General features: G+C 35.4%; 13 protein-coding genes. 8 read left to right on the forward strand and 5 right to left on the reverse strand.

Going from position 1 to position 12738, the window contains the following annotated elements; all coding sequences use genetic code 11:
* Positions 1-15: 15 nt before the first annotated feature.
* Positions 16-1020: an AAA family ATPase gene (locus tag E0H99_RS01865; protein WP_131990630.1), complete on the reverse strand. Its 1005-nt coding sequence runs from the start codon at positions 1018-1020 to the stop codon at positions 16-18.
* Positions 1021-1232: 212 nt separating this feature from the next.
* Here E0H99_RS01865 and E0H99_RS01870 point away from each other — a divergent pair, with 212 nt between their 5' ends.
* The 3 genes from E0H99_RS01870 to E0H99_RS01880 all read left to right on the forward strand — a co-directional run bounded on the left by E0H99_RS01870 (position 1233) and on the right by E0H99_RS01880 (position 4132).
* Positions 1233-2105, forward strand: a complete 873-nt coding sequence (locus E0H99_RS01870) for an aldo/keto reductase family oxidoreductase (protein WP_131990632.1) — start codon at positions 1233-1235, stop codon at positions 2103-2105.
* Positions 2106-2153: 48 nt separating this feature from the next.
* Positions 2154-2909, forward strand: coding sequence for an SDR family NAD(P)-dependent oxidoreductase (locus E0H99_RS01875; protein WP_131990634.1), 756 nt, complete (start codon positions 2154-2156; stop codon positions 2907-2909).
* 83 nt (positions 2910-2992) lie between these two features.
* Entirely contained in the window at positions 2993-4132 is a 1140-nt protein-coding gene (locus tag E0H99_RS01880) for an ATP-binding protein (RefSeq protein WP_131990636.1), read from the forward strand.
* A 20-nt stretch (positions 4133-4152) separates the two neighbouring features.
* Here E0H99_RS01880 and E0H99_RS01885 read toward each other — a convergent pair whose 3' ends face one another.
* Positions 4153-4944 carry an alpha/beta fold hydrolase gene (locus tag E0H99_RS01885; RefSeq protein ID WP_165930243.1) on the reverse strand — a complete coding sequence of 264 codons (792 nt, stop codon included), beginning with the start codon at positions 4942-4944 and terminating at the stop codon, positions 4153-4155.
* 405 nt (positions 4945-5349) lie between these two features.
* Between E0H99_RS01885 and E0H99_RS01890 the strand changes: the two genes are divergently transcribed.
* Complete coding sequence (locus E0H99_RS01890; RefSeq protein WP_131990638.1) at positions 5350-6075, forward strand: metallophosphoesterase family protein; 726 nt, start codon at positions 5350-5352, stop codon at positions 6073-6075.
* Positions 6076-6118: 43 nt separating this feature from the next.
* Positions 6119-6640: a DUF6646 family protein gene (locus E0H99_RS01895; protein ID WP_131990640.1), complete on the forward strand. Its 522-nt coding sequence runs from the start codon at positions 6119-6121 to the stop codon at positions 6638-6640.
* 121 nt (positions 6641-6761) lie between these two features.
* Here the strand turns inward: E0H99_RS01895 and E0H99_RS01900 are convergent, their stop codons facing one another.
* The 3 genes from E0H99_RS01900 to E0H99_RS01910 form a co-directional block, all read right to left on the reverse strand.
* Positions 6762-8309: an aldehyde dehydrogenase family protein gene (locus E0H99_RS01900; protein WP_131990642.1), complete on the reverse strand. Its 1548-nt coding sequence runs from the start codon at positions 8307-8309 to the stop codon at positions 6762-6764.
* A gap of 294 nt (positions 8310-8603) precedes the next feature.
* Positions 8604-9143 (reverse strand): 3-hydroxyanthranilate 3,4-dioxygenase, encoded by a 540-nt coding sequence (locus E0H99_RS01905; RefSeq protein WP_131990644.1) that lies wholly within the window; start codon positions 9141-9143, stop codon positions 8604-8606.
* 92 nt (positions 9144-9235) lie between these two features.
* The gene (locus E0H99_RS01910) at positions 9236-10321 is read right to left on the reverse strand and encodes an endonuclease/exonuclease/phosphatase family protein (RefSeq protein WP_131990646.1); all 1086 of its coding nucleotides are present in this window, start codon (positions 10319-10321) and stop codon (positions 9236-9238) included.
* Between the two features lie 268 nt (positions 10322-10589).
* Here E0H99_RS01910 and E0H99_RS01915 point away from each other — a divergent pair, with 268 nt between their 5' ends.
* The 3 genes from E0H99_RS01915 (at position 10590) to E0H99_RS01925 (ending at position 12694) form a co-directional block, all read left to right on the forward strand.
* Positions 10590-11486: an LD-carboxypeptidase gene (locus E0H99_RS01915; protein WP_165930251.1), complete on the forward strand. Its 897-nt coding sequence runs from the start codon at positions 10590-10592 to the stop codon at positions 11484-11486.
* An 84-nt stretch (positions 11487-11570) separates the two neighbouring features.
* Positions 11571-11930, forward strand: a complete 360-nt coding sequence (locus E0H99_RS01920; RefSeq protein ID WP_131990648.1) for a YraN family protein — start codon at positions 11571-11573, stop codon at positions 11928-11930.
* 107 nt (positions 11931-12037) lie between these two features.
* On the forward strand, positions 12038-12694 hold the full coding sequence (locus E0H99_RS01925) for an aspartate kinase (protein WP_131914702.1): 657 nt from the start codon (positions 12038-12040) through the stop codon (positions 12692-12694).
* Positions 12695-12738: the final 44 nt, after the last annotated feature.

Below are 12738 nucleotides of genomic sequence, written 5' to 3' on the forward strand. Positions count from 1 at the left end.
TATTACTATTCACTTTTAGGGTACTTCTACTTCGTTTACAATTTTGTTAATGATGTCCACTGAAGTAATATTTTCGGCTTCCGCTTCATAGGTAACTCCTATTCTGTGACGCAAAACATCATGAACTACCGCACGAACATCTTCCGGAATTACATAGCCGCGACGTTTGATAAATGCGTAACATTTTGCAGCATTCGCCAAATTGATACTTCCACGCGGCGACGCTCCAAAACTGATTAATGGTTTCAAATCAGCCAATTTGTATTTCTCTGGGTAACGCGTGGCAAAAATGATATCAAGTATGTATTTTTCTATTTTTTCATCCATGTAAACCTCACGAACTGCTTCTTGAGCGCGTAAAATTTGTTCTACTGAAACTACAGGATTTACTTTTTCATAACTTCCTTTTAGGTTCTGACGAATCACTAAACGCTCGTCTTCCATTTTTGGATAATCAATAACCGTTTTCAACATAAAACGATCGACTTGTGCCTCAGGCAATTGATACGTTCCTTCTTGCTCAATTGGGTTTTGTGTAGCTAAAACTAAAAACGGTCGGTCTAACTTAAAAGTAGTATCGCCAATAGTCACTTGCTTTTCCTGCATCGCTTCTAACAATGCCGATTGTACTTTGGCAGGCGCACGGTTAATCTCATCGGCAAGGACGAAATTAGCGAAAATTGGTCCTTTTTTTATCGAAAATTCATTTTGCTTGATGTTATAAATCATAGTTCCCACAACATCGGCAGGCAATAAATCAGGGGTAAATTGTATTCTGCTGAAAGATCCGTGTACCGCTTGTGAGAGTGTGTTTATCGCTAATGTTTTTGCTAATCCGGGAACTCCCTCTAACAAAATATGTCCCTGACCCAAAAGTCCAATTAACAAACGCTCCACCATGTGCTTTTGACCCACAATAACCTTGTTCATTTCCATCGTGAGAAGGTCTATAAAAGCACTCTCTCTTTCAATTTTTTCATTGATTGCTCTGATGTCTAAAGTCGCTGTATTTTCTTCCATTTTATTATTTTTAAAACCTTGAGTTTAATGCCTTCGTTTTGATGGTGCAAATTGAATTTTTTTTTAGAAGTAAGATGTTAAAAAATGGTTAAAACTTCGATAAAAGTGCTAATTTTAAGGATGAATTATGATACAATTTTTATATTTTTAAGAACTTTGAAAAATCTACTTTGAAATAGAAGAATTACGAATTTCAATAAAAAATAAAAACCATGAGTAAAACAAAATTATCACCAATTGTAGCGGGTGTCATGAATTGGGGAATTTGGGATAAAAATCTCAATACCAAAGAAATGGAAAACATGATTAATGTCTGTTTAGAAAATAAAATTACTACTTTCGATCATGCCGATATATATGGTGATTATACCACCGAATCTGATTTTGGAAAAGCCTTTGCATCGAGTAAAATTGCCAGAGAAAAAATGCAATTGATATCCAAATGCGGTATTCAAATGGTAACTGAAAACCGCATCAACACTATAAAACATTATGAATATTCGAAAGATTATATTGTCTGGTCCGTTGAAAACTCCTTAAAAAATCTGCAAACTGATTATCTGGATGTGTTTTTATTACACAGACCAAGTCCTTTGATGCAAGCGGATGAAATTGCTGAAGCGGTATTGAAACTAAAATCAGAGGGGAAAATTATTGATTTTGGGCTTTCTAATTTCACGGCCACACAAACCGAATTGATTCGTCAAAAAACAGAAATTTTATACAATCAAGTGCAATTTTCGGCAACTAATTTCGACCCAATGGTGGACGGAAGTTTTGATTATATGCAAGCCAACAGCATTCGCCCTATGTCTTGGAATCCGCTAGGAATCATTTTTAGAGAAGACATTCCACAAACCAGACGATTGAAAAAATTACTGGCGACCTTAGTTTCAAAATACCATTTGGGATCGGATTCGATTTTACTTTCCTGGATTCTGAAACATCCTGCTAAAGTGATTCCTATTGCAGGAACGGTAAATGTAGCCCGAATTCAATCGTTGATGAAAGCTGTCGAATTAGAATTAGACAAAGAAGATTGGTTTGCCATTTGGACAGAAAGCATGGGGAATGATGTAGCCTAAATCAGTGTTCAGTACAGCAACTTTAGAATCTAAAATAGAAAAAAATTCATGAATAAAACAGCCTTAGTAACTGGAGCCACCAGTGGAATTGGTCAAGCAACAGCGCAAATATTAGCTAAAAATAACTATAAAATTATTCTTTGCGGACGCCGTGAAGACCGTTTAATTGCTCTTGAAAAAGAACTTTCGGAATTTACAGAAGTGCATACTTTGTCCTTTGATGTTCGGGATAAAAAAGCGGTTTTTGAAAGTATCAATTCCTTGCCGGAAGCCTTTGCTACAATTGATGTTTTGATTAATAATGCCGGAAATGCTCATGGTTTAGATCCCATTCAAACTGGCGATTTAGACGATTGGGATGCCATGATTGACATCAATGTAAAAGGGCTTTTATATGTTTCGAAAGCTATAATCCCGCAAATGATCGAACGAAAATCGGGTCATATCATCAACATTGGTTCTATTGCCGGAAAAGAAGTATATCCAAACGGAAACGTCTATTGCGCCTCCAAACATGCCGTTGATGCCTTGAACCAAGCCATGAGAATGGACTTAAATCCTTTCGGAATTCGGGTGGGAGCTATTCATCCCGGCGCAGTAGAAACGGAATTTAGCGAAGTGCGTTTCAAAGGCGATACAGACAGAGCCGTCAATGTTTATAAAGGTTTTGAACCATTACGTCCAGAAGACATTGCTGATATTATTCACTTTGTAGTTTCGAGACCCTATCATGTAAATATTGCCGATTTGATTGTTTTTCCAACGGCACAAGCCGCAGCTACTATCCTTAAAAGGGATATTTAAAATTGATTTTTAGATTGTTGGATTTTAGATTATTTAGAGAGTCTAAGAATCCAACTGTCTAAGAAATCTAAAAATCTAATTGTATGATCAACAAACGCATTCTTATCAAGAACCTGCTTGCTCACAATGATGAGAGCAGTTTTTATGACAAAAAGCGTCAGTTGAATTTACATACACGGGAAGGAAAAGCCAAGTTTTTGAAACACATTTGTGCGCTGTCCAATTCGAATCCTACGAACAACTCTTACATCGTTGTGGGTGTTGAAGACCAGGATAACACTATCGTGGGTGATGATTTCTTTGATGACAGCCGCATTCAGAATTTAGTGAATGCCTATTTGGAAAACCCTCCCAAAATTCAGTACGAAAATGTGCCTTTCCCGAATTTGCCAAAGGACAAAGTTATAGGGCTGGTTACGGTCAAGCCAAAAAGCAAAACTTCCCATTTCAAAAAAGGAATTCACACAATCCCTGCCAACAGTATTTTTATACGACGTGGCAGTAACACGATGCCAATTGAAGGCGAAATCGAAAAAAATTACCAGAACACGGAAACCGTAATCGGTATCGAAAATAATTCCAGAAACAGCATTGAGTACACACTCGATGGCGTGATTGATTTCATGAATTTTCGCCACAAGGATATGGCTCCAAAATATAAAGTATTCAAGGAATTATTTGTGATTTGCTGGGCAGGAATCGCCAAAAAATCCCGTGATAAAACGTATTTATCACGTGTGGATATTGAACTGATAAATGAACAAATCAAACTATTTTATTCGGCTCAAGATGTTGTCGAAATCACTTTCGATGAAGATACTTTTACCATTATTGAATATGTTCCTTTGGGTCTGAATGACAAAACAAGCTACTATCCTTTAGAAAAACAAACGATTCATTTTCATGATAACGGCTATTACAAAATAGAAAGGGAGATACTTTTTCAGCCGCCGGAATTCAACAAAAAAATGCTGTTTCATATTTATAATTCCAATATTGCTTTACTGAACAAACTACAAAAAGGACTTTCGTTAACCGAAAGAGAGCACAAAGATTTAGAAAACTTGCCTTCCACATTCATGATTTGTTACCTCAACGGTTTTGAAGAAGCCAAACAAAAACTAATTGATGCAAAAGCGCTTTTAAAACCTTTCAACCAAGTGTATTTATCGTTTAAAGAAGCGTTGCGAATTTTGAGAAAAATGAAATATGATGTGCAGTAAGTATAATTATTTTATAGATTTCATTCGCTAAGAAAATCCATTATATACGTATTAATTTCTCTTTTCTGTCTTTCATTTCCTCTATCATTCATGTCATTGTGAATGGTGTTGGGAAGTTTTATGATTTTTATTCCAAACTTATCCTGATCTGCAACAGTAGGCAAAACTCCTTCGTCAGCAGGCTGGTCACTGGAGCGAAGCGAGTAGATTTTAGGATGTGATGTTCTTGGCAATTCCATTCTGCGGTTGTCTAACGAAATTACTTTGTCAACTAAATTAGGGTATTTATGAGCAAACAAAACTGTCATATCACCTCCATTGGAATGCCCAATTAAGTTTACATGCTTGAAATCTAATTCTGTTTTTGTTTTTTTCAATTCATTCAGAACAAATAGAATGTTCTCTGCCCCTCTTTCCCAATTTGGTCGTCGCGCAACTTGAGGAATTCCTGTTAAAGGCAATAAATCATCGGTTGGTAATTCATGCTGTATACTCACTACAAAATAGCCTTTGGAGGCTAACTTATTCGTCAGATAGGAATACGATTTATTGGCGCCTGGTTTATTTTCTCCATAACCGTGACTCACGATTACCAATTGTTGATTTCTGATTTTATCGTTTACAATTGGTGAATAGAACGTAACCGGAATTAATCTATTTCTGGAACTGTCCAACCAACTTGCACTATCTAACTTGATTTCAAATTCTTGGTTATTGACTTTTGTATTTGTTGTGTTTTTATTGGAAGTACAACTTAACAAAAGGAAACAAAACAGTATTTGCAAGTATATTTTTATGTTATTTTTGAGCATTTATCTGATTGAAAAAATTATTTTGAAAAAGAAATTATTGATTTATAATTCTAAATCAAAGTCAATAATTCTTTTAAAACCTGACAGATCATTTTAGCCAAAAGTAACGATAACGCAAGAAGTGCACTCATTTTCGGGAGATTTAATTTTTTGTAAAGCTAATCTTAAAAAATAAAAAAAACATCACCTAAAACAGTGATATTTTGTTCCTTGATTAAAACATCATTTCGAGGAATTTCCTATTGCAATTTAAATAAAAATTACAATCTTTAAAATACCATTCCTTTTAATTTATTTAAAAAATAAGTTAAAGTAGCATACTTCATCAGTCTTTTACTTAATTTTATGACTTGAAAATAGTGCTTTTTTTTGACTATTTTTATACTAATAAAGAACATTCAGTACATGAGAACACTTGTTATAGGCGATGTCCACGGTGGTTTGCGAGCATTACACCAAATTATGGAGAGAGCCAGCGTTACTAAAAACGACACCCTGGTTTTTCTAGGAGATTACGTTGATGGCTGGAGCCAATCTCCTCAGGTACTCGATTTTATAATTGATTTGAAAACCAAACAGAACTGTGTTTGCATTCGCGGGAATCATGATGATTTATTACTGGAATGGCTTGACGAAAGTAAAGACAATCTGATGTGGTATAAACATGGCGGAGAAGCGACTGTTTTAGCCTACGAATCCGTTAGCTCAGAAACGAAGCAAAAGCATATTGAATTCTTGAAATCATTAGAAAATTTTTATCTGGACGAGCAACGTCGCCTGTTTGTTCATGCTGGTTTTACCAATATGAACGGTGTTGATTTTGAATATTTTCCCGAGCTTTTTTATTGGGACAGAACCTTATGGGAAACCGCATTGGCATTAGACAACACCATGAAAACTGATGCTGTTTTCTATCCAAAACGCTTTACTTTATACAACGAAATTTATATTGGTCATACACCCGTCACCCGAATTGGCGAAACAACCCCGATACAAAAAGCAAATATTTGGAATATTGATACTGGTGCTGCCTTTAAAGGGCCATTGACCATTATGGATGTTGACAGCAAGGAATTCTGGCAAAGCGAACCTTTGAATCAATTGTATTTTGACGAAAAAGGGAGAAATTAGGTTTTATTGAATTACTTTTGCACTCACTTAAAAAATTAAAAGTATGAAAAAGATCACTACATTAGTATTGCTATTGACAGTTGGCTTGATCAATGCACAGGCTTTCAAAGGAAAAGGAGATACTAAAATTAACATCGGCGCTAACATTCAGGAAGGTGGATCAGGAATTCAAGGCTCCGCAGATTTTGGCCTTGGAGAAAATTTTTCTTTCGGATTTGTTACTTCTTATTTGTTAGGAGTAAATGAATATTCTGGCTTTTATGGTTCAACACAATATTATGGAGAAAAACCAGATTTTAAAGATCGTTTTGATGCTAAATTTAGAATCAATGCTAATTTAGGAAGCGTTATAAATGTGGACGAAAAATTAGATGTTTATCCCGGGTTAAGTTTAGGATTGAAAAATTTTGGTGGCCATCTTGGTGGTCGTTATTTTTTTACTGAAGGATTTGGCGTATTTACGGAACTTGGATTTCCAATTGCAAAATATGGAAATGATGACAAATTGTTTTATAATCTAAACAACCAATTCACTTTTAGTCTTGGAGCATCTTTTAATTTATAGAGCCGTTTTAACCGCAAAGAGGACAAAGATTTCCGCTGAGTACACGCAGCAATTTTTAATCATAAAAAAAGGCAATTTGAAATATTCAAATTGCCTTTTTTAGTTTATTATAATTTGTTCTCTACAAATCAAATCTGATTCCTTGTGCCAATGACAATTGGGTTCCGTAATTGATCGTATTGGTTTGTCTTCTCATGTAGGCTTTCCAAGCATCAGAACCGGATTCACGTCCGCCACCCGTTTCTTTTTCACCACCAAAAGCACCACCAATTTCTGCTCCGGAAGTACCAATATTTATATTGGCAATTCCACAGTCAGAACCAGATTGAGAAAGGAACAATTCCATTTCTCTCATGCTGTTTGTAAAAATAGAAGACGAAAGTCCTTGTGGCACTCCGTTTTGCAACGCAATCGCTTCTTCAATCGTGCTGTATTTCATTACATATAAAATAGGAGCGAAAGTTTCTGTTTGAACAATGTCAAAATGATTTTCAGCTTCAATGATACAGGGTCTCACATAACAACCACTTTCATATCCTTCGCCTTCAACCAATCCGCCTTCAACGATGATTTTTCCACCTTCTTTTTTGGCACTTTCAATCGCATTCAAATAATCCTGAACAGCTCCTTTATCGATAAGCGGTCCAACGTGGTTGTTTTCGTCCAATGGATTTCCAATTTGTAATTGACCGTACGCATTTTTCAACACACTGATGGTTTTGTCATACACACTTTCGTGAATAATTAAACGTCTGGTTGATGTACAACGTTGTCCAGCTGTTCCTACCGCACCAAAAACGGCTCCCACCAATACCATACTGATATCAGCATGTTCCGAAACAATAATTGCATTGTTTCCTCCTAATTCAAGAATGGTGTTTCCAAAACGTTCTGCTACGGTTTTAGATACGTGACGTCCAATTCTTGTTGATCCTGTAAAAGAAACCAACGAAATTCTTTTGTCATTATTGATTAAATCTCCTGATTCGTTTCCAGTTACCAAACAACTAACGCCTTCAGGAACATTATTTCTTTCTAAAACACTTTTGATAATATTCTGACAAGCCACTCCACACAATGGCGTTTTTGAACTTGGTTTCCAGATTGCAACATCGCCACAAATCCAGGCAATCATTGCGTTCCAACTCCAAACTGCTACCGGAAAATTAAACGCTGAAATGATTCCAACCGTTCCTATTGGGTGGTATTGCTCATACATTCTGTGCAAAGGTCTTTCAGAGTGCATTGTTAATCCGTACAATTGACGAGATAATCCCACTGCAAAATCACAGATATCAATCATTTCCTGAACTTCACCATATCCTTCTTGAAGGCTTTTTCCCATTTCATAAGAAACCAATTTTCCAAGAGGCTCTTTGAATTTTCTTAATTCATCTCCCATCTGACGAACGATATCACCTCTTTTAGGAGCTGGAACCATACGCCATTCTAAGAATGCTTCTGAAGCTTTTTGCATCGCTTTTTCATAATCTTCTTTAGAAGAAGTTCTTACTTTTCCAATTAAAGTCCCATCTGCTGGCGAATAACTTTCGATGATTTTTCCGTTGGCAAAATTAGCTGCTCCAGTTGATGTTCCTTCATTTATTTCCCCAATCCCTAATTGCTTAAGGGCTTCTTTGATTCCGAATTGATCTGCTATTGTTATCATTGTAACTTTTTTATTAAAAATTGTTATATTTTTTTACAAATATATTGATTTAACGTGAAAAACTAAACATTGCTACTTTTATTTATTCTGTTGTTTTTGCATTGAAATTATCTTTTACAAGACATATCCTTTTAATCCACTCGGAAATTCTTTTAAAATAATTCTTCCTTCGTAGGAATAACAAAATAATATGGGATACGCAACATGGTTTTTAGCCCCGATAGCAGTGGCATCCTTTTGTGGCTTTCTTTAACCACAAAAGATAGAACGAATAGCGGGAATAGCTCCTTAAAATTATTTTTTGGCAACAAATCTTGGGTCGGTTTCCATTTCGGTTCCACATTTTTCGCAGGTTCTCAACTTTTCTGAATTATAGAAATGTTCGAAATGAGGCAGGAAATCATTCTCAATATTATGCAGTTCAAAATAAACTTCGTGTATCTTATGATTGCAGTTGTCGCAAAACCACAATAAACCATCCGTGAATCCTTTTCCAACTCTTTTTCGTTCGATTACAAGCCCTATCGAACCTTCGGAACGAACTGGAGAATGCGGAATTTTGGCAGGATGAAGGTACATATCACCGGCATTCAATTCCATTTCTTTACGCTCACCATCTTCTTGAACAATCACTTTGATAGAGCCTTCAAGTTGGTAAAACAACTCTTCGGTTTCGTTGTAATGATAGTCTTTTCGGGCGTTCGGACCCGCAACAATCATAACGATATAATCACCGGATTCTCTGTATAAATTTTTATTGCCAACAGGTGGTTTAAGTAGGTGACGGTTTTCGTCAATCCATTTATTGAGGTTGAAAGGTTTTGCAATTGCCATTTTTTTAATTTTAAATGTAAAGTTATGAAATAAAAAATAATGTGTTAGAGACGCACTGTAGAGACGCACTGCAGTGCGTCTCTACTACCAGATTATTTTTTTTCTTTTATTAAATAAATATAAACTGGGAAATGATCGCTGAATCCTGGAACAGTTGGTGTATTTCTTAAACCATACCCTTTGTATTGTCCTGTTGTCTGAACCATAAATAGAGCGTTATAAACGCCTGCTTTCCAATATTTATAGGTCGAATAATCCTCCCTTATTAATGATTCCGTCAGAATCATTTGATCAAAAACATCCCATGCATCTCGAAAAGCAATAGTTCCAATTCCTTTTTTGGCGATGTTTTCCATTGGGTTATACATTCCTAAAAGTTGAACTTCATTTTTATTTGCTTTTGTTTTAAGTACTTTTTTTAAACTAGTATTAAATGGCCCGTCATTTAAGTCGCCCATAGTAATTACTTTAGCATTTCGATTTAATTTTTGCAAAGAATCAATAATTTTAACATTCAATGCCGCAGCCTTTTCTCTTAATAGGTTACTTATAGCTTCTCCTCCTCTCCTTGAAGGCCAGTGATTTACTATGAAATTTATTTCTTCCCCATCAAGAAATCCTGTTAATAGGATTTGATCTCTGGTATAAATTCTTTTTGTAATTTGATCCGGTTCATTACTATCCTCTTTATCGTCTTCTGGTATTTTTTTCTTAATTGGTTTTGTATCTTTTTCAAAAATCAGCAATGGGATGCTTGCATAGCTGGTAGGCTGGAAATATTTTTTTTGATATAGAAAAGAACAATCGATACCTCTTCTGTCCGGTGATTCAAAATGAACTATTCCATAATCTTTATTGATTATTTGAGGATCTTTTATCAAATCTTCCAAAGCGTTTCTATTTTCGACTTCTGCCAAACCTATAATTGTTGGCGAATTAGGATTCTCCCCTGTTCCTATTTTTGAAAGAACTCTTGCTATGTTGCTAATTTTTTTCCTGTAATAGCTTGAGGAATAAACCCAATCATCATCTCGAGTATTTGCATCATTTATCGTATCGTATAAATTTTCGATATTATAAAATGCAACGGTATGAATGACATATTTTTTCTGTTGCGCATTCGATTTTGCTATTGGAAAAAATAAAAAAAGAATAGGAATCCAATGCGTAATTCTCATAAGTACCATTTATTTCCAGTCGTTGAGTAGATTCCTTATTTGGATCTGTTTATTGTAAAAATAGTCATTTGACCGTGAACTTAAAATTATTTTCTAATTGTCTATCTTTGTTTTGTCTTTCAAAGACCCCATGATTCCAATTATTTTAGAAAAACAATACAACATGAATGCCAACCTGTTTACTTTTATCTCACATCATCCTGTTCTATATAAATTTCTATTCCTTATTTTTGTTTTACAAACCTCCAACTCTCAAGCCCAATCACAAATGATCACACCACCAAATTTACAAAAAGGAGATACCGTAGCTATTTTGGCAACAGCCCGAAAGAATATAGATGACAACCTGAAACCCGCCATCGATTTGTTACACAGTTGGGGACTGGAAGTTGTTATTGGCAGTACTATTGGCTTAGATAAAGATCAATTAGCCGGTACCGATGAACAGCGCGCCGCCGATTTTCAGCAGCAACTGGACAATCCAAACATCAAAGCCATTTGGTGCGTAAAAGGCGGATACGGAACCGTGCGTATGATCGATTTATTGGATTTTAGCACGTTCAAACAAAATCCGAAATGGATTGTTGGTTTTAGCGATGTGACCGTTTTACACAATCATTTGAATACAATGGGCTTCAAATCCATTCATGGAATCATGCCAATAAGTGCTCCCAGAGCCACTCCCGAAGCCATAGAAACGATGAGAATTGCTTTGTTTGGCGAAAAATTATCGTATGACATAGACCCTTTCTTAATGAATAGACACGGGAAAGCCAGCGGAGAATTAGTGGGAGGAAATTTATCGATTCTATACAGTCTGTTCGGTTCCCCATCAGCGATTGATTGTACTGATAAAATCTTATTCCTGGAAGATTTAGACGAATATTTGTATCACATTGACCGCATGATGATGAATTTAAAACGAAATGGTTGTCTGGAAAGCATCAAAGGAATTGTGGTGGGTTCCATGACAAAAATGAAAGACAATGATATTCCTTGGGGTAAAAATGCAATCGAAATAATCGATGATGTTACTAAAAAATACAATATTCCTGTACTCTATAATTTTCCGGCTGGTCATATTCAAGACAATAGAGCATTGATTTTAGGAAATAAAGTGCGCATTGACGTGAACGGCACTTGCAGTAAAGTTGTTTTTGAATAAAGGCAATTTGATTTAAGATTGTAGAGTAACGATTTCTGATTGCAGAAGTTTGAAAACGGAGGCGGAATACTGAAAACTTAATTCATGGCGGAACACAACGAACTCGGAAAACTTGGAGAAGAAATGGCAGTCGAATTTCTTCAAAAAAATGGGTACACTATTTTAGAAACCAATTGGACGTTCCAAAAAGCAGAAATAGACATTCTCGCCCAAAAAGAAAATACACTCGCCGTGGTTGAAGTAAAAACCCGTTCCTCTTTGGAATTTGGTTTGCCGCAGGATTTTGTAAAACCCAAAAAAATTCAACTTCTTGTGAAGGCGGTGGATGCATTTGTAAACGAAAGAAATTTAGACATTGAAGTCCGTTTTGACATAATTGCAGTTCATAAAGAGGGTAAATCTTTTGTAGTTGAGCACCTTATAGATGCTTTTTATCATTTTTAATGCATTTTTTAAATGTTATATTTGTAACAAATTGTTTTTTTATTTATATTTGCGCCTTATTTATACATTACTGTGCGTATAATTACAATCAATTAAAAAGCTAAACTATGAAAACTGTTTCTTCCATTGTAGAGAACTACATTAAAACAAAACCATTTTTATTGAATGCATTATCATTAGGCATAATTAATTTGACTTCATTATCCCGAAATATAATGACTGAATTGGAAAGTGAATTTGGTAAGGAAGTAAAACAAGGTGCCGTTGTCATGGCTTTAAAAAGGTTAACCGAAGAACTTGACTTCAGACTGAATCATAAGATTAATAAAGTAATAAAAAACATTGGGGAAATCACCGTTCGTTCCGCTTTGACAGATTACACCTTTGCTGCATCAGAAACCGTTTTAAACAAACAAGCGGACTTAATTACTGATATCAATGCTTTCCCGGATATTTTTTATACCTCGTCCAGAGGCGTGAATGAGACTAATATTGTGGTAAGCAACAGCATCAATCATTTGGTTGATAAGCATTTTGCCAATGAAAAATTGATTCAAAAACTGGACAATCTGGCTTCGATCACGGTAAAATTACCTAAAGAAAACATTGTTGTTCCGGGGATTTACTATTTCATTTTTCAACGTCTGGCTTGGGAAGGAATCATTATTAATGAAGTAATTTCAACTTCTAATGAGTTCACGATCTTAGTGAGCGAAGAACAAGTGGATGTGGCTTTCAAAGTAATTAAAGATCTGAAAAATTAAAAATTTACTATTATATATTTTAAAACTTCCAGCCTTTTGAAGGC

Source organism: Flavobacterium sp. GT3P67 (genome assembly GCF_004349155.1).
In the GTDB taxonomy this organism is placed as follows: domain Bacteria; phylum Bacteroidota; class Bacteroidia; order Flavobacteriales; family Flavobacteriaceae; genus Flavobacterium; species Flavobacterium ranwuense.

Coding starts and splice junctions, on each gene's coding strand:
- E0H99_RS01895 (WP_131990640.1), top strand. CDS start 6,119: ATGAAAAAGATCACTACATTAGTATTGCTATTGACAGTTGGCTTGATC.
- E0H99_RS01880 (WP_131990636.1), top strand. CDS start 2,993: ATGATCAACAAACGCATTCTTATCAAGAACCTGCTTGCTCACAATGAT.
- E0H99_RS01920 (WP_131990648.1), top strand. CDS start 11,571: ATGGCGGAACACAACGAACTCGGAAAACTTGGAGAAGAAATGGCAGTC.
- E0H99_RS01870 (WP_131990632.1), top strand. CDS start 1,233: ATGAGTAAAACAAAATTATCACCAATTGTAGCGGGTGTCATGAATTGG.
- E0H99_RS01865 (WP_131990630.1), bottom strand. CDS start 1,020: ATGGAAGAAAATACAGCGACTTTAGACATCAGAGCAATCAATGAAAAA.
- E0H99_RS01885 (WP_165930243.1), bottom strand. CDS start 4,944: ATGCTCAAAAATAACATAAAAATATACTTGCAAATACTGTTTTGTTTC.
- E0H99_RS01925 (WP_131914702.1), top strand. CDS start 12,038: ATGAAAACTGTTTCTTCCATTGTAGAGAACTACATTAAAACAAAACCA.
- E0H99_RS01900 (WP_131990642.1), bottom strand. CDS start 8,309: ATGATAACAATAGCAGATCAATTCGGAATCAAAGAAGCCCTTAAGCAA.
- E0H99_RS01915 (WP_165930251.1), top strand. CDS start 10,590: ATGATCACACCACCAAATTTACAAAAAGGAGATACCGTAGCTATTTTG.
- E0H99_RS01905 (WP_131990644.1), bottom strand. CDS start 9,143: ATGGCAATTGCAAAACCTTTCAACCTCAATAAATGGATTGACGAAAAC.
- E0H99_RS01910 (WP_131990646.1), bottom strand. CDS start 10,321: ATGAGAATTACGCATTGGATTCCTATTCTTTTTTTATTTTTTCCAATA.
- E0H99_RS01875 (WP_131990634.1), top strand. CDS start 2,154: ATGAATAAAACAGCCTTAGTAACTGGAGCCACCAGTGGAATTGGTCAA.
- E0H99_RS01890 (WP_131990638.1), top strand. CDS start 5,350: ATGAGAACACTTGTTATAGGCGATGTCCACGGTGGTTTGCGAGCATTA.